Here is a 15,823-nt window from a genome sequence, read left to right as displayed (position 1 = left end):
TCAGCGGTGCTTGGGTTTCAGGTAGCGCAGGCACAGCAGGGCGATGCCGATGCAGAACAGCGAGACGACGAAGCTGGCCGCCAGCGCGCGCGGCAGTTTCAAGTGTTTGAGACCCTGGTCATAGGCGTAGTACAGCGCCGTGAAGGTGGAGTTCATCGGACCGCCCTGGGTCAGCACGTCGACTTCCTGGTAGGCCTTCAAGGCCGCCAGCACGGACAGGATGGAGCACAGCATGATGGTCGGGCGCAGCATCGGCACGGTGATTTTCCAGAAACGCTGCCAGCGGCTGGCGCCATCGAGCATGGCCGCTTCCTGCATGTCCGACGGGATCGATTGCAGCGCCGCCAGGTACATCACCATGTACCAGCCCAGGCCGCGCCACAGGGTGACGAACATCACGGCAAACAGGGCCAGGCTGTCGTTCGACAGCCAGCCGACGGGCGCATTCACCAGCTTCAACGTCATCATCACGTAGTTCAGCGCGCCCTGCTCGTGGAACATGAAGCCCCACATGATGCCGACCACGGACACGGTGGTCACCACCGGCACGTAGAAGGCGGCGCGGAACAAGCGGATGCCGGGCAGGCGGTTGTTGACCAGCACGGCCAGGGTGATGGCGCCGATCTGCACGAAGGGCACCATCAGCAAAAACATCAGCGAGTTTTTCAGGCCCGAGACGAACATCTCGTTATTGAAGATGTAGCGGAAATTATCCAGGCCGACGAAGCGCGTCTCGCGTATCAGGCTGTAGTCGGTAAAGGCCAGCACGGAACCATAGCCGACGGGCCAGAAGGAAAAGGCGGCCAGCAGCAGCAGGGCCGGGGTCAGGAACAGCCAGGCTTGCAGGCTGTGGCGGTGAGCAAGTTTCATGGTGTCCTCAGTGGCGCGGCAGGGTGGCCAGCTTCTTGTTCCAGATGGCGACGGCCTGGTCCAGCGCCTGCCTGACATCCTGCTTGCCCGTGACGCCTGCCTCGACGGCTTTTACCAGCGAGCGGCGCAGTTCGTCGTAATCGTCGATGCCGGCCACGTACAGGGTGCGCGAGTGGTTCATCGACATGGCGCCGGCGGCCACGGCTTTTTCGGCCGCGCCCGCGTGCTTCGGCGTGGACAGGAAGAACGGGTCGGCGGCCGCCTTGATGGTGGTCGGGAAGACGCTGGCCTGGCGCGCGAACGCCAGCTGGTTTTCATCGCCCGTCAGGAAGCGCGCGAACTTGCCCACCGAGGGCAGCAGGCGCATCGACACGCCTTTCGGAATGGCGAAGTGCACCAGCCAGCCGCCGTCGGCGATGCCGGTGGGGCCCAGTGGCGCGGGCGCCACGTCGGTGATGGCGTAGATGTCCTTCGCGTCGCTGCGGATGCGCTGCATGGCCGTCGGCGGCGCCAGCAGCATGCCCAGGCGCCCGCCCTTGTAGGCGTCGATCACGGCGGGGAAGTTATCTTCGGCGAACAGGCTTTCCTTCAGCAGGCCGCCAACCTTGTAGGTATCGGCGAGTTTCTGCACCAGCGCCACGTGCTGCGGCGAATTGAAGACGGCCCGGTTGTTGGCGATCACGGCCAGGCCCTGCTGCATGAACAGGCCATCGATCTTGGAGAGGGCGGGGGCGATGCCGGCCTTGCCCGTCCGCTGTGCGATCTGGCGCGCGAAGGCCAGCTGTTCATCCAGGCTGGTGGGGCCGCGCGACAGGCCCGCCTGCTTGAAAATGGCGGTATTGAAGGCGATCACCGCGACATTGCTGTACATGGGGAAGCCATACGTGCGGCCCTTGAAGCGCAAGTCTTCCAGGGCGCTGGGTAGGTAGCTGGCGCGCGCTTCGCCAAGCAAGGCGTCGACGGGCGTGAGCAGGCCGTCGCGCGCATATTCGTCGGCCCAGGGCACGTTCAGGCTGACCAGCGCGGGCGGCGTGCCGGCCACGATGCGCGTGACCAGCTTGGTCTGGATGACGTCCCAGGGGAAGTCGATCCACTCGATCTTGACGTCGGGATTCTGCGCCTCATAGCGCGCCACCACCGCATTGAAATACGGCGTGAACTTGGGCTTCATGCTGAAGGTCCAGAATTCGATTTTTTCGACAGCGCATGCCTGTGGCGCGAACAGGCTCGCGCAGGCAAACACCGCCAACAGTCTCTTGATCGTCATTTTTATCCTGGAGCGTAGCGCCCCAATGTCCATGAGTCCGCGGCGCGGGTACATGCCCTTGCCGTCGCTTATATTCGTATTTGCTATCGGCAGCCCCGTCCCGTGCCGGGGCCGGGGCTGCCAGGTGCTGCTTGCCTAGTTGGTCTTCGTGACCTTGCTCAGGTGGCGTGGCGCATCCGGATCCATGCCGCGCGCGGCCGACAGTTTTGCCGCCATCACGTAGAAGGACTGGATGGCAACGATCGGATCGAGATCCGGCGTGGCCGCCACGGGCAGGGTCAGGTCGCGCTCGGCCACGTCGGCTGGCGCGGCCAGCAGGACCTTGGCGCCGCGGCCGCGCATTTCCGTGGCCAGCTGCAGCAGGCCGGCCTGGGTCGGGCCGCGCGTGGCGAAGATCAGCAGCGGATAGCCGTCTTCGATCAGCGCCATCGGGCCGTGCTTGATTTCCGCGCCGCTGAAGGCCTCTGCCTGCAGGGCCGAGGTTTCCTTGAATTTCAATGCCGATTCCAGCGCCACGGGGAAGCTGATGCCACGGCCGACGACCATGATATTGCGGGCCGGGGCCAGCACGTCGATGGCGGGCGACCAGTCGACGCGGGTCGCTTCGAGCAGCGCTTCGGGCAGCGCTTCCAGGCCGGCCTGCAGCTCGGGATCGTTCTGCCACTGGGCCACCATGCGCGCGCCGGCGACCAGGCTGGTGATGAAGCTTTTCGTCGCGGCGACGCTTTGTTCCTTGCCGGCGCGCAGGGGCATGGCCCACTCGGCGGCGTGCGCCAGCGGCGAATCGATATCGTTGACCAGGGCCACGGTGGTGGCGCCGCCGTCGCGGAAGTAGCGGATCGGTTCGACCACGTCCGGGCTCTGGCCCGATTGCGAGATCGAGATGGCCAGGGTATCGCGCGTCACCAGCGGCGACTTGTTCAGGGTCACCAGCGACATCGGCAAGGACGCGACGACGCGGCCCAGGCGCGCCATGATCAGGTAGGCGACGTAGTTGCAGGCGTGGTCCGAGCTGCCGCGCGCGATGGTCAGCGCGGTCGAGAACGAGGTGCTCCTCAATTTGCGGCCCAGTTCCGCGTAGCGTTCCGTGTCGCTGGCCAGTTGCAGGGCGACGCATTCGGCGGCGGAAATGGCTTCTTTAAGCATCATTGAGGTCACAGATTTCTCCTTCTATATACACAGCTTTGAGTTTGAGATCGCGGTCGAGTACAACCAGATCGGCGTAAGTACCGGGGGCCAGCCGGCCACGTTCTTCCAGGCCCAGGTAATCGGCGGCGTTGGTCGACACGCGCTTGGACGCGTCGGCCAGGTCCAGTCCCAGTCCCACCAGGTTGCGCAGCGCCTGGTCCAGGGTCAGGGTGCTGCCGGCCAGTGTGCCGTCGGGCAGGCGCACGCCGCCCATGCATTTCTGCACGGCGTGGCGGCCCAGCATGTATTCGCCGTCCGGCATGCCGGTGGCGGCGGTCGAATCGGTGACGCAGTACAGGCGCGGGATGGCGCGCAGCGCTACCTTGATGGCGCCCGGGTGCACGTGCAGCAGGTCGGGGATCAGTTCGGCATATTCGGCGTGCGCCAGGGCGGCGCCGACCATGCCGGGTTCGCGGTGGTGCAGGCCGCTCATGGCGTTGAACAGATGCGTGAAGCCCATGGCGCCGTGTTCCAGCGCGGCCACGCCGTCTTCATAGGAACCGAGCGTGTGGCCGATCTGCACGCGCACGCCGGCGTCGGCCAGGGCGCGCACCAGGTCCAGGTGGCCGGCGATTTCCGGCGCCACGGTGATGACGCGCAGCTTGGCCAGGGTTTGCAGGCGCTCGATCTCGGCCAGGGTGGCGGCGCGCGCATAGTTGGGCTGCGCACCGAGCTTGCCGGAGTTGATGTACGGGCCTTCCAGGTGGGCGCCCAGCACGCGCGCCGTGTTCGGGCGGCGGTCCTTGGCGGCGGCGCCGATGGCCGTCAATGCCATGTCGATGTCTTCCGGTGGCGCCGTCATGGTGGTGGCCAGCAGGCTGGTGGTGCCGTGGCGCGCGTGGATGGCGGCGATGGCGTAGACGGCTTCGCCGCCTTCCATGATGTCCTTGCCGGCACCGCCATGCACGTGCAGGTCGATGAAGCCGGGCAAAATATAGTCGTCGCTGTTGTTCGACGGATGGAGGGATGCGCCCTCGATGCTGTCGACGCGCTCGCCGAAGGCGATGGCGCCGTGGATCCAGCCGCCAGGGGTAAGGATATTGCCTTTGATAGTGCTGCTCATCTGCGCGACTCCGCTACGAATTCATAATAATCACTGCGGCAATACGAGTGGGTCAGTTCCACCGCCGCGCCGTTGTCGAGATAACTGACACGGGTGATGTGCAGCATGGCTTCACCCGTCTTGATGTTGGCCAGCTTGGCCTGTTCCGCCGTGGCGTTGACGGCGCGGATATGCTGCAGCGCGCGCATCGGGATGGTGCCGCGCGACTCCAGGTAGCCGTACAGCGAATCGGTGACTTGCTGCGGGTCCGGCATGTACAGCGCGGGTATGGTGGTGGTCTCGATCGCCATCACCACTTCGTCGGCCGTGCGCAGGCGGCGCAGGCGCGCCACCGGCATGTGCGGCGACAGTCCCAGCGACAGCAGTTCCAGCGGCGCCGCGGCGCCGATGTCGCGCTGCAGCCAGCGTGAGCCGGCCGTGAATCCGCGCTGGCGCAGTTCTTCCGAAAAGCTGGTCAGGCGCGACAGCGGCTGTTCCAGTTTCGGCGTGATGTAGGTGCCCGAGCCGCGCTTGCGCGTCAGCATGCCCCGGTCGCACAGCATATCGATGGCCTTGCGCGCCGTGACGCGCGAAATTTCCAGGATATCCGACAGCACGCGCTCCGAGGGCAGGGCCTGGTTGGCGCGCCAGTCGCCGCTGGCGATGCCGTCCGACAGCATGTTCGCCAGCTGCATGTAGAGCGGCGTGTCGCTGGCGGGATTGGGCTTGAAGGCGGACAGTTTGGCTAGCATGGCGATGGCTCCCTTAAATGGTTGCGTATCAGGCGCAGGCCGCCTGCCGCCGAGTCGCCCTGTGCCGGCACGACCAGTTGCAGCAGTTCGGCCGGCAGGTAGGCCGACAAGGGTGCGGCCAGGCCGCCGCACAGGGCTACCGGCAAGGTGCCGGCCGGGTCGAGCGCCCTGGCGATCAGGGCGATCTGCTGCCCTGCCTCGGCCAGGATGGCGCGTGCCACCGTATTGCTGGCCGCGTGTTCCAGCACCAGGCGCGCCAGCTGCGCATAGGTGGTCTGGCTGGCGGCGGCCAGCCACACCTGCATGGCGTCGCGGTGGCCGCCGCAGGCGTGGATGATGGCCGTGGCGAAGGCGCTGCCGGGCACGCGGCCGTCGACCACTTGCTGCGTATGGTTGATGGCGCGCATGCCGATCCAGGCGCCGCCCGCTTCGTCGCCGGAAGGGAAGCCCCAGCCGCCCACTTCATGGCGGCTGCCGTCGGCGTGCAGCACTTCGCCCACGCTGCCCGTGCCGATGGCCACGATGGCGCCCGGCTTGCCGCAATGGGCGCCCAGCAGGGTGGTCAGCGCATCCGATTCGAGCGCCACGTGGGCATAGCCGGGATTGTGTTCGATGAAGCTGGCGGCCCACTGCTTGTTGTGCACGCCGGCCAGGCCCAGGCCGATGGCCATGCGCTGCAGGGCGGGCTGTTCCAGGTCGGCCGCGCGGAAGGCCAGGGTGACGGCATGCGCCACGGAAGTCCAGGCGCGTTCGATGCCGTGCGCCAGGCCGGAAGGGCCGCTTTGTCCCTGCGCCAGTTCCTGGCCGTCAGGGCGTGCCACGCGGACGCGGGTGCCGCTGCCCCCGCCGTCGACGCCGATTATGTATTCGATCATGGTTATGCAGTCCGGCTTATGGTTGATTGCGCCTGTCTCGGTTTTTTTATTTGTCGGGCGGCGAAAAAGCTGAAGGCACTATATTGTTGCCTCGATGGCTTGTCAACAGGTATTTAAGTGGTATTAATAATTGGACTTGGGAATGCTACGGCATACCCGAGGGCATATTGCCAAGTGTTTGTTATTAAAGGAAATTTTGTGTGTCGCGAATGGTATTGAAATTGGCCTTGTTTAATGCCAATTTTTCGCCACTGGTACGCGGCTGGCCATGCGATGTTGCTTCTGCGCATGCTTGGCAAGGCCAGCCATCAAGAGTACAGTCCGCCTTTTACACCAGAGTTGGAAGAGCATCATGAACGACAAGGCAGCAAAGAGCGCGTACTGGGACGACTGGCAGCAAGAGGCGCTGGCCGCCGGCGTGTCGGCGCCGCTGGCCGCGCTGGGCATGGAACTGATGCGCACGCACCGCAAGAACCGCTGGCCGAAGGATTTCCTGGGCCGCGAAAGCGACGGCCCGGTCATGATTGAGATGTGCCTGGAAGATGAGGCGGAAACGGAATTGTTCTTTATCGAGAACCTGTACCCGTATGATGCGGCGCTGATCGAAAAGACCCGCCGCCGCCTGTGCCTGCATTGATCTGGCACTGACGTAAGACTGGAACGGCCGCCTTGCGCGGCCGTTTTCTTATTGGGGCGTGAATTTTTCGCTGTGGACGCGGGTGCGCATGCGCAGGCTCAGCAATCCCATTGCCACCAGCAGCAGGGAATAGGTGCTCGGTTCGTGCGGCAGGCGCGTGCGCAGGCTGCTGCGGGGCGGGCGAAAACTTGCCTGGCGAAAACCGGAGCCGGCAGGCGCCGCGTAGGCTGGCGGCGCGGCGGCCGCGTGCGTACCCGTACCCGTTGACGCTACGGCATGCCCGGTGGTGCAGATCGCCAGGGCCGCGCCCAGCAGGATCATTGTTCTCATCATGTAATCATTGTCCAGGGCTACATTTGAATACGCATGGCGCGGCGCATGCCGGTCCACGTCCTGTCCCCAGTCGTTTGGCAGTTTCAGCGCGGCAAGCCGCCACTGAAAAGATATGTTTTTATAAATTGCGTGTATTAAAACACAATCAATTGAAAATGCAAACGTCTTTTTACAGATAAGCACATGCGCGGCATGATCGGCCGGGTCCGCTTCATTGCACCAGGGAAATGACGTGGCATTTTCATGGGGCGGTGTCATAATGGTTGCGGCATTCCCGCCCAGGCATGGAGTCGACAATGAGCAAGGCACAGGACAGCAAGAAAGAAGCCAAGAAGGAACCGGCCAAGACCATGAAGGAAAAGAAGGAAGCGAAAAAGGTCAAGAAAGAAGAGCGCAAGCGCTGATCATGCTGGCCCGCCGCCCCTTGCTGCCGCCGCGCTCGCCGCATGCATGGCGCGCGCCGGTCCTGCTGGCCGCCGTCGCCAGCCTGGCCTTTGTCGCGCCCGTGTCCGGCGTGCTGGCGCAGCAAAAGCCGCCGCCGTCCACGTTTGGCCAGGTGGTGGGCAATGCCGTGCTGTGCGTCGACCAGATCGACAACAAGGCGTTCTATGCCTATCTGCTGACGGCCTTCGGTCCCGCCTACAAGCACGAAGGGGGCGCCTACTGGTTCCGCACGGATGCCAGCCTGTGGGGTGCGCCCATTACCGATGTGATCGTCAGCGACGACACCAGTCCCCTCGTCTTCATGGGCGTGGTGGCGGACACGACGCCGGAAAAGCTGGAGCCGGCCATCCGCAGCGCGTCAGGCCTGCGGTTCAACAAACTCGATAATTCCGCCTTTCCTGTCCGTGGTTCGCTGCCTGGCAGTAAAATCGTCTACTTCCGCAGCAAGGCTAAAGTCTATTGCGCCAAATACAAGCCGTTGCCGCCCGCGCAAACCCGCTGAGCCGCTGATCCGCTGGCTTGCCGAAGCAGTTTGCCGCAGCGCATTTTGATCGTTTCACCGCAGGGTCTCCATGTACACGCATTATTTTCAGCTCAAGCAATCGCCGTTTTCGATCGCCCCCGATCCCCGTTATCTGTACATGAGCGAACGCCACCGGGAGGCGCTTGCACACCTGCTGTATGGCGTGGGTAGCGGCGGCGGCTTCGTGCTGCTGACGGGCGAGATCGGCGCCGGCAAGACCACCGTGTGCCGCTGCTTCATGGAGCAGATTCCTGCGAATTGCCAGCTGGCCTATATTTTCAATCCGAAACTTTCCGTCGAAGAATTGCTGCATTCGATCTGCGAGGAATTCCGCATCGCCCTGGCGCCCGGCGTGGCCAGCGTGAAAGGCTATGTCGACGCCATCAACGCCTACCTGCTGGCCAGCCATGCGCAGGGCAAGAACAACGTGCTGATCATCGACGAGGCGCAGAACCTGTCGGCCGCCGTGCTGGAGCAGCTGCGCCTGCTGACCAACCTGGAAACAAGCGAGCGCAAGCTGCTGCAGATCATCCTCATCGGCCAGCCGGAACTGCGCGCCATGCTGGCCCGCCCCGAGCTGGAGCAGCTGGCGCAGCGGGTGATCGCCCGCTACCACCTGGGTTCGCTGACGGCTGCGGAGACGGCCAGCTACATCCACCACCGCCTGGCCGTGGCGGGCAGCACGGCGCAAACGCCGTTCGCGCCGCGCCTGATGGCGCAGATCCACGCCTTGAGCAAGGGCGTGCCGCGCCGCATCAACCTGCTGTGCGACCGTGCGCTGCTGGGTGCCTACGTGGAAAACCAGCCGCAGGTGACGCGCCAGATCCTGCGCCGCGCCGCCGAGGAAGTATTTGCCGAAGAGGGATCTGCGGCGCCTGCGCGCGCCATGCGCTGGCCGCAGGTGGCCGGCGGCGTGCTGGCCGGCGCCGTTGTCACGGCCGCGCTGGCCTGGCATTTCATGCCGCATGCGCCTGCCGTGGCCCACGTGGCCGCCGTGGCGCCCGGGGCAAAGGCGCCTGCCTCGACGGTGGCGCCGCAGTCCGCAGCGGCGGCCGCGCCTGCCGTTGCCAAGATGCCGGACCGCAACGCCGTGCTGCGCCAGCTGGCCGCCCTGTGGGGCGAACATTTACCTGAGGGCGACGCCTGCCAGGCGGCTGCTCGGGCGGGCTTGCGCTGCCTCGCCAGCCGGGGCGGCGTCGCCGAATTGCGCGTGCTCGACCGGCCAGCCATGCTGGCGCTGCGCGATGCGGCCGGCGTGGAGCAGCTGGCGCTGCTGACCCGGGTGCGCGGCGAGACGGCCACCGTGGATATCGGCGGCCAGGCGCAACAGCTGCCGCTGGCGCAGGTGGCGCAGCGCAGCGACGGCGGTTTCACCACGTTCTGGCGCGCCCCGCGCAGCTGGCGCGACGAGGTACCGGTGGGCGCCCGGGGCGCCGACGTCGACTGGCTGGGGCAGCGCCTGGCGCAACTGCACGGCGTGCCCGCGCCGCAACCGAACCAGCCGCTCGATGCCGAGATGCAAAAGCTGTTGCGCGACTTCCAGCACAGCCAGAACCTGAAGGCCGATGGCCTGGCGGGACCGAAAACGTTCATGCGCCTGATGCAACTGGGCGACAACTCGGAGCCGCGCCTGTCCGGCGCCGCTCCAGCCGTGGCAGCGCCTGCCGCGACGGCGATGGTGGCAGGGAAATAAGATGTCCTACATACTGGAAGCACTGAAAAAATCGCAGGCCGAGCGCCAGCTGGGCGAATTGCCCTCGATCCATGCGCCGCAGGTGCAGCTGCAGGCCGCCGCAACGGCCGGCGGGACAGGGCGCTTGCCCGCCTGGCTGGCGCTGGCCGGCGTGAGCGTGGCCGTGGCCGCGGTACTGCTGTGGTGGCAGCCGTGGCAGGCGCCGGCTGTGGCTGTGGCCGTGCCTGCGCCGGCCTCCGCGCCGGTGGTGGCCGCCGCCACCTTGCCGTCCCCGCCGCCCGTTCCGGTGCCGCAGCCGCTGGCGCAGCCTGCCGCCGCGCCTGCCGTGGCGCCACCGGCAGCGGCGCCAGCGCCCCGGCCTGAAGCGAAACCTGCGCCGAAACGCGAAGCGCCGCCGGCGCCAGCGGCCGTGGCCGCTGTGCTCAAGCCAGACCCAGCGCCTGCTGCTGCTGCTGCTGCTGCTGCCGCTGCCGCTGCGGTGCCACCCGTGCCGGCGGCAGATGAGGCCGTACCGGGCATGCGCGACTTGCCTGAACCGATACAGCGGCAGATTCCGCCCATCGCCATCGGCGGCTATATCTATTCAAAGAACCCGGCCGACCGGCTCTTGCTGATCGACAAAGTCCTGCGCCACGAGGGCGAGGAACTGGCGCCGGGACTGGTGCTGGAAAAGCTGCAGCCGAAGGCGGCGATTTTCAGTTTCAAGGGCTACCGCTATCGCGTGCCTTATTGATGTGCTTGCAAGCTGCTTGAGTTGTCGCGCATCAAAGCCAGGTTTCGCTAGCTGAACCATAGTGGCGGAACCTGGTCGAACCAGGGTTGCCGCGCCCGTGTGCGCGGCCCGGGAGCTTCGATGACTGCTGCTGAATCTGTCTCTGCTGGCCATTTGCTGGGAAACCTCGCGCATATCGAGCACATCGTCGTGCTGATGATGGAAAACCGTTCCTTCGACCATATGCTGGGCTACCTGAGCCTGGAGGGCGGGCGTGCCGACATCGATGGCTTGCGCGCCAGTCATGCCAACGTGCATGCGGGCATCAGTTATCCCGTGCACCACCTGCAGCGCGCGGCCCTTGATACGCGCCAGGACCCGTCGCACACGGGCGAATCGGTGGCGCGGCAATTGCAGGACGGTAATGGCGGCTTCGTTGCCGACTATGCGCATACCCATCCCGACGATCCCGACATCGGCGTGGTGATGGGTTACTACAATGGCGCCGATCTGCCCATGCATGATTTCCTGGCGCGGCAGTTTTGCGTCTGCGACCGCTGCTACAGCTCGGTGCCTGGCGCGACCTGGCCGAACCGCCTGTATGCCATCAGCGGCAGGGCGGCAGGCAGCAAGGACAGCAAGCGCGTGCCCTTGTATGCAAACAAATCCTTCGTGCGCCACCTGGAGCGGGCCATGGTCAGCTGGAAGTTCTATTCCGCCTGGAAACCGTGGAGCCTGGCCCTGAGCGACGACCACTACCGTTCATCCGAATTCTACGAGCCGCTCGGTTCCAGCCAGCGCCGCTACGGTTTCATCGGCGATGCGCTGGCCGGTACCTTGCCCTCGGTCAGCTGGATCGATCCGCATTTCTTTGCCAATGACGACCATCCGCCCGCCGATATCCGGGGCGGGCAGGCGCTGGTGGCGCAGGTGTACCAGGCGCTGGCGCGCGGTCCTGCCTGGCAGCGTACCTTGCTGATCCTCAGTTATGACGAGCACGGCGGCTTTTTCGACCATGTGCCGCCGCCCGCCGCCATCGATGACGACCCCGCGTGTCGCCAGTACGGCGTGCGCGTGCCCATGCTGCTGGTGTCGCCGTGGATCGCCGCCGGCAGCGTCAGCCATGAAGTCTACGATCACACCTCCATCATCAAGACCATCCTGCAGCGCTTCTGCCGCGCCGACGATGGCAGCTTGCCCGACATGGGCGCGCGCGTGGCGGCCGCCAGCGGCCTGGGCGGCGTGCTGACCCTGGCGCGGCCCCGCGCCGCGCCGGCCGTGCCCGCCGCTGTGGAGGCGCAGCGCGCGCAATGGGAAGCGGATGTGCGCGCCATGGACTTTGCCGCCCCGGCCGGCAGTCCCGCCGCGCCCGCGCTGTCGGACGAAGAGGCGGGCGCGCTGGCGGCGCACCGGCAACTGGCCCGCACGGCCAGGAATGCCCTGGCGGCCAATGGCAAGACGGCGGCAAAGGGCGCCAGGCGGCGCCGGCGCGGCAAGGGCGATGCGCACGCCGCGCCCCCCGTTCCCGCGGCGGCCAGTCGCCAGGACAAGGCGCTGCCCGATGGCGAGGCCGGCAGCTGAGGGCGTGGCTGGCACTGCCGTCGGCCGCATCACCGCCGGCGTCGTGGCCCAGGTGTGGCCGATGGGGCACCGCGCGATGTCAAGGCGTGATGCAAAAGCTTGATATGGGCAAGCCCATGTAAAAGCGGGCGCTGGCGTGACGCCGGCGCCGGGGGAGGGCTGCGTATAATGCGCCATACTCATTAAAGGAATTCCCCCATGCACGATGCAATGCCCGCGCACCCGGTACTGGGTGTGATCGGCCGTTCCGGCAGCGGCAAGACGACCCTGCTGGAATTTGTTGTCAAGGAAATGGCGGCGCGCGGCTTGCGCGTCAACCTCGTCAAGCACAGCCACCACGACCTGGCGCTGGAACCGCCGCAAAAGGACAGCGCGCGCCTGCGGCTGGCGGGCGCGGCGGAAGTGCTGGTGGCCTCGCCTTACCGCTTTGCCATCGTGCATGAGCTGCGCGGGGCGCCCGAGCCCAGCCTGGCCCAGCAATTGGCCCGCATGGGGCCGGCGGACCTGACCCTGGTGGAAGGCTTCAAGACGGACCCGATCGCCAAGCTGGAAGTGTTTCGCCCGGAAGTGGGGCAGGCGCCCCTGTATCCGCACGATCCGCACGTGGTTGCCGTGGCGTCCGACAGCCCGGCGCCGGCGGACTTGCGCGCAGGCGTCGAGTGGCTGGATTTGAACGCGCGCGAGCGGGTGCTGGAGTGGCTGCTGCGCAGGCTGGAAAAATAAGGCTAAAGGTTTGCCGGCGGCATCCGTTAACAGGGGTAGAACCTCATTGGAGAAACGTATGGACGTCGGAAGCATTGCTCAACTGTCAACCACGATGGCAGAGACGGGTACGCGCCAGGCCGTAGGCTTGACCGTCCTGAAAAAAGCCCAGGACATTCAAAGTTCGACCGCGAATGCCTTGCTGCAAGCCTTGCCGCCGGTACAGTCGGCACCAAGTTTGCCAGCGCACCTGGGCAACCGCATCAACACGACCGCCTGAGCGCCGTCACGGGGCGCCATCCTGGCGCTTGCCATGCCCGCACCACCGTTTGCAACGGTGGCGAGCGGGCTTTTGTTTTTTGACGCCCGCCACGCTGCATTCTTTTCGCTGTTCTTCCCGCTATCCCGGGCACCTGCTTCGCTCCGCCAACAAATTCCACGCGCAATGTTCGCCACGGCGCGGCCGATTCAGTAGAATGGCATCGATTGCCTCCGCGTTGCCAGCAGCGCAGCCTGAGGCGAGCCATGACTTTCCGATGACTTCGTCCATGCAAGAGGATTACCCCATGAATAAACGCCAAGCTCTCGTCGCCGCCGCCCTGGCCGGTATCTGCGCCGCCTCCACCGGCAGCGTCGCCGCGCATGATGCGTCAGCCGCCACGGGCGACAAGGAAAAATGCTACGGCGTGGCCAAGGCGGGGCAAAACGATTGCGCCTCGTCCGATGGTGCGCATTCCTGCGCCGGCCAGGCCGCCGCCGATAACTTGCCCACCGAATGGGCGTATGTTGCCAAGGGTACGTGCACGCAGGCCGGCGGTTCGCTCAAGCCCGTCAAGGCCGCCAAGGGCACGAAGCCAGCCACGCAGCCATAAGCATTCCGCACAGCCGCGCCATGCCGCGTCCGGAACACGCGCTTGCCGGCGTGGGCGTCGGCTTGCGCGCCGCCCACTACCGCGATTTTCTCGCGAGCCGGCCCAGGGTGGGCTGGCTGGAAGTGCATACCGAAAATTATTTGCAGCCATCGGGCTGGGACTGGCATGTGCTGCAAGCCCTGCGCAGCGATTACGCGCTCAGCCTGCATGGCGTGGGACTGGGGCTGGGCTCGGCGCACGGTTTTTCCGAAGCGCATCTGGAGCGCGTGCGCGCGCTGGCCGAGCGCATCGAGCCGGCCCTCGTCTCTGAACACCTGAGCTGGGGTGCTGTAGCGCAGCGGCAACTCCACGACCTGCTGCCGCTGGCCTTGAATGGCGCCGCCCTGGACTTGCTGTGCGCGCGGGTCGGCAGGGTGCAGGATGTGCTGAAAAGGCCGATCTTGCTGGAGAATGTCTCCACTTACCTGCGCTTTTGCGACGATGCCATGAGCGAGGCGCAATTTCTGGCCGAACTGGCGCGGCGCAGCGGCTGCGGTTTGCTGCTCGATATCAATAACCTGTATGTGAACCAGTGCAACCACGGCGAAGATGCCCTGATTGCCATCCAATCGATCGCTCCCGGCAGCGTGGGCGAGCTGCACCTGGGCGGCCACCTGGTGACGCCGCAGGCCGTCATCGACCACCATGGCGCCACTGTCGCCGAGCCCGTCTGGGCATTGTACGCGGCGGCTTTGCAGCGCTTCGGCGCCATTCCCACCCTGATTGAATGGGACACGGACGTTCCGGAACTCGATGTCCTGCTGGGCGAGGCGGACAAGGCGCAGGCGCTGCTGGCGCGCCATGCGGCGCATGCCCCGTGGCAGGGAGCGCCAGTGGCGGCGCCATCGCCATCGCCATCGCCATCGCGCGTGTCCGCCGCTGGCCTGGCCGCCGGCCAGCAGGCCTTTGCCAGCGCCATGTTCGATCCCGCGCACGCCGCTGGCGCCTTGCCGCTCTGCCAGGGGCCGGCGGCGGCCGGACGGCTCGGCCTGTACCGGGGCGGCATGCATGCCATCTGGCGGCGCACCCTGGGCCACGTGTACCCCGTCGTGCTGGCGCTGGTGGGAGACGAGTTTTTCAGCGGCCTGGCCCGCGAGTACGGGCGGGAAATGCCGTCCGATAGCCCCGATTTGAACCAGTTTGGCGCCCGTTTCGGCGATTTTCTCGCCACTTTCCCGCACGTGGCCGAGCTGCCCTACCTGCCGGACATGGCGCGTCTCGAGTGGGCGCTGCACCTGGCCCACTACGCGCCCGATGCGCAGGGCGTGGCGCCCGAGGCGCTGGCCGCCATGCCTGCGGATGTACTGGAAGCGAGCCGGTGGCGCTTGCATCCGGCCTGCACCTTGCTGGCATCAGACTGGCAAGTGCCGGCCCTGTGGCAGGCGCATCAGGAGGGGGAGTGGTGGGGGAAATTCCCGCAAGCAATGCTGGTGGCCAGCCATGCGCTGGTGTGCCGGCCGCGCTGGAAAGCGCAATTATTGCCGTTGGATGGGGCCGCGCATGCGGCGCTGGCGCAGCTGCAGCAGGGGCAGACCTTCGGCGCCGCGCTCGACGCGGCATTCGAGCGCGATGAAGGGTTTGACCTGGCCGGGCAGCTCAGGCTGTGGCTGGCGCATGCGGTACTGATTCAAGTGCTGCCCGCGCCCGACTAGTCGAAGGCGCGCAGCAGGCGCGCTTCACCCGTCTGGTCGCAGTACAGGGCGTTGGCGGCCAGGGTGGCGTCCATCATGCGCGTTACTTGTTCTTCTTCAAAGCGGGCGAGCTCGGCGGTGGCCGCGACGAGGGCCAGTTCCAGCCTGGCGCGCGCGCTCTGGTACAGGCTGCTTGTGTATTTGTCCGTGTTACGCAGCAGCTCTTCCGCGTTTTCTATGACCTGGCGCAAGTCGCCGATCAGGCGCTCCTGGCTGCGCGTACCTTGTTCGGGCTGGTCCATGGCGCTCCCCTTCCACAATCGATAGTTATCTTTAGCAATAACGACGTGTTGCAGCTTGACCGGGCAGCCGGGCGGATGCTGGCGCGATGCATGGGGCCGCTCGCGCGCCCCACGCGGGGATCATGCCTGGCCGACGACCGTGATGCGGATATCGCCCACACTGACGACCTGGCCGGCGCGGATCTTGGCGGTCTTGCGCAATTCCTTCTTGCCATCGACCTTCACCACGCCGCTATCGACCATGACCTTGCCTGCGCCACCGCTGTCGCACAGGCCGACCAGCTTGAGCAGCTGATTCAGCTCGACGAACTCGGATGTTAAATCAAAGCTTACTTTTTGCATTGTATCCCTTATTGCAAT

The 15,823-nt window shown here is 65.9% G+C and carries 18 protein-coding genes; 9 read left to right on the top strand and 9 right to left on the bottom strand.

The window, feature by feature from the left end; genetic code table 11:
• The 6 genes from ACQ4WR_RS07810 to ACQ4WR_RS07785 all read right to left on the bottom strand — a co-directional run bounded on the left by ACQ4WR_RS07810 (nucleotide 1) and on the right by ACQ4WR_RS07785 (nucleotide 5,994).
• Complete coding sequence (locus ACQ4WR_RS07810; protein ID WP_102296292.1) at nucleotides 1–870, bottom strand: carbohydrate ABC transporter permease; 870 nt, start codon at nucleotides 868–870, stop codon at nucleotides 1–3.
• A 7-nt stretch (nucleotides 871–877) separates the two neighbouring features.
• Nucleotides 878–2,137 carry an ABC transporter substrate-binding protein gene (locus tag ACQ4WR_RS07805; RefSeq protein ID WP_102296294.1) on the bottom strand — a complete coding sequence of 420 codons (1,260 nt, stop codon included), beginning with the start codon at nucleotides 2,135–2,137 and terminating at the stop codon, nucleotides 878–880.
• A 135-nt stretch (nucleotides 2,138–2,272) separates the two neighbouring features.
• Entirely contained in the window at nucleotides 2,273–3,286 is a 1,014-nt protein-coding gene (locus ACQ4WR_RS07800; RefSeq protein WP_102296295.1) for an SIS domain-containing protein, read from the bottom strand.
• Nucleotides 3,276–4,388: an N-acetylglucosamine-6-phosphate deacetylase gene (nagA, locus tag ACQ4WR_RS07795; RefSeq protein WP_102296297.1), complete on the bottom strand. Its 1,113-nt coding sequence runs from the start codon at nucleotides 4,386–4,388 to the stop codon at nucleotides 3,276–3,278. Before nagA ends, ACQ4WR_RS07800 begins: the two co-directional genes overlap by 11 nt.
• On the bottom strand, nucleotides 4,385–5,119 hold the full coding sequence (locus ACQ4WR_RS07790; RefSeq protein WP_070282815.1) for a GntR family transcriptional regulator: 735 nt from the start codon (nucleotides 5,117–5,119) through the stop codon (nucleotides 4,385–4,387). The genes nagA and ACQ4WR_RS07790 overlap by 4 nt, the downstream gene beginning before the upstream one ends.
• Nucleotides 5,113–5,994: a glucosamine kinase nucleotide-binding domain-containing protein gene (locus ACQ4WR_RS07785; RefSeq protein ID WP_436486429.1), complete on the bottom strand. Its 882-nt coding sequence runs from the start codon at nucleotides 5,992–5,994 to the stop codon at nucleotides 5,113–5,115. Before ACQ4WR_RS07785 ends, ACQ4WR_RS07790 begins: the two co-directional genes overlap by 7 nt.
• Before the next feature lie 352 nt (nucleotides 5,995–6,346).
• On the opposite strand from ACQ4WR_RS07785, the gene ACQ4WR_RS07780 reads away from it, so the two are divergent.
• Entirely contained in the window at nucleotides 6,347–6,631 is a 285-nt protein-coding gene (locus ACQ4WR_RS07780; protein ID WP_180979476.1) for a hypothetical protein, read from the top strand.
• Nucleotides 6,632–6,679: 48 nt separating this feature from the next.
• Here the strand turns inward: ACQ4WR_RS07780 and ACQ4WR_RS07775 are convergent, their stop codons facing one another.
• Complete coding sequence (locus ACQ4WR_RS07775) at nucleotides 6,680–6,964, bottom strand: hypothetical protein (RefSeq protein WP_436486427.1); 285 nt, start codon at nucleotides 6,962–6,964, stop codon at nucleotides 6,680–6,682.
• 406 nt (nucleotides 6,965–7,370) lie between these two features.
• Between ACQ4WR_RS07775 and ACQ4WR_RS07770 the strand changes: the two genes are divergently transcribed.
• The 8 genes from ACQ4WR_RS07770 to bufB all read left to right on the top strand — a co-directional run bounded on the left by ACQ4WR_RS07770 (nucleotide 7,371) and on the right by bufB (nucleotide 15,182).
• On the top strand, nucleotides 7,371–7,910 hold the full coding sequence (locus ACQ4WR_RS07770; protein ID WP_436486426.1) for a hypothetical protein: 540 nt from the start codon (nucleotides 7,371–7,373) through the stop codon (nucleotides 7,908–7,910).
• Nucleotides 7,911–7,980: 70 nt separating this feature from the next.
• Nucleotides 7,981–9,624, top strand: a complete 1,644-nt coding sequence (locus ACQ4WR_RS07765) for an AAA family ATPase (protein ID WP_436486425.1) — start codon at nucleotides 7,981–7,983, stop codon at nucleotides 9,622–9,624.
• 1 nt (nucleotide 9,625) lies between these two features.
• Nucleotides 9,626–10,357: a general secretion pathway protein GspB gene (locus ACQ4WR_RS07760; RefSeq protein ID WP_436486423.1), complete on the top strand. Its 732-nt coding sequence runs from the start codon at nucleotides 9,626–9,628 to the stop codon at nucleotides 10,355–10,357.
• A gap of 120 nt (nucleotides 10,358–10,477) precedes the next feature.
• Entirely contained in the window at nucleotides 10,478–11,917 is a 1,440-nt protein-coding gene (locus ACQ4WR_RS07755; RefSeq protein WP_436486421.1) for a phospholipase C, read from the top strand.
• Nucleotides 11,918–12,115: 198 nt separating this feature from the next.
• Nucleotides 12,116–12,640, top strand: a complete 525-nt coding sequence (gene mobB, locus ACQ4WR_RS07750; RefSeq protein ID WP_436486419.1) for a molybdopterin-guanine dinucleotide biosynthesis protein B — start codon at nucleotides 12,116–12,118, stop codon at nucleotides 12,638–12,640.
• 58 nt (nucleotides 12,641–12,698) lie between these two features.
• Entirely contained in the window at nucleotides 12,699–12,899 is a 201-nt protein-coding gene (locus tag ACQ4WR_RS07745; protein WP_102299288.1) for a YjfB family protein, read from the top strand.
• Between the two features lie 286 nt (nucleotides 12,900–13,185).
• Complete coding sequence (locus ACQ4WR_RS07740) at nucleotides 13,186–13,491, top strand: BufA1 family periplasmic bufferin-type metallophore (protein ID WP_102299286.1); 306 nt, start codon at nucleotides 13,186–13,188, stop codon at nucleotides 13,489–13,491.
• 20 nt (nucleotides 13,492–13,511) lie between these two features.
• Complete coding sequence (gene bufB, locus ACQ4WR_RS07735; RefSeq protein WP_436486416.1) at nucleotides 13,512–15,182, top strand: MNIO family bufferin maturase; 1,671 nt, start codon at nucleotides 13,512–13,514, stop codon at nucleotides 15,180–15,182.
• Here the strand turns inward: bufB and ACQ4WR_RS07730 are convergent.
• On the bottom strand, nucleotides 15,179–15,463 hold the full coding sequence (locus tag ACQ4WR_RS07730; protein ID WP_102299285.1) for a hypothetical protein: 285 nt from the start codon (nucleotides 15,461–15,463) through the stop codon (nucleotides 15,179–15,181). The genes bufB and ACQ4WR_RS07730 overlap by 4 nt on opposite strands.
• A gap of 120 nt (nucleotides 15,464–15,583) precedes the next feature.
• Nucleotides 15,584–15,805 (bottom strand): RNA-binding S4 domain-containing protein, encoded by a 222-nt coding sequence (locus ACQ4WR_RS07725; RefSeq protein WP_102299283.1) that lies wholly within the window; start codon nucleotides 15,803–15,805, stop codon nucleotides 15,584–15,586.
• Nucleotides 15,806–15,823 lie beyond the last annotated feature (18 nt).

Origin of the sequence: Janthinobacterium amylolyticum (assembly GCF_051380655.1) — a bacterium.
In the GTDB taxonomy this organism is placed as follows: domain Bacteria; phylum Pseudomonadota; class Gammaproteobacteria; order Burkholderiales; family Burkholderiaceae_D; genus Janthinobacterium.
This window is presented reverse-complemented; position numbering and strand designations above follow the sequence as displayed.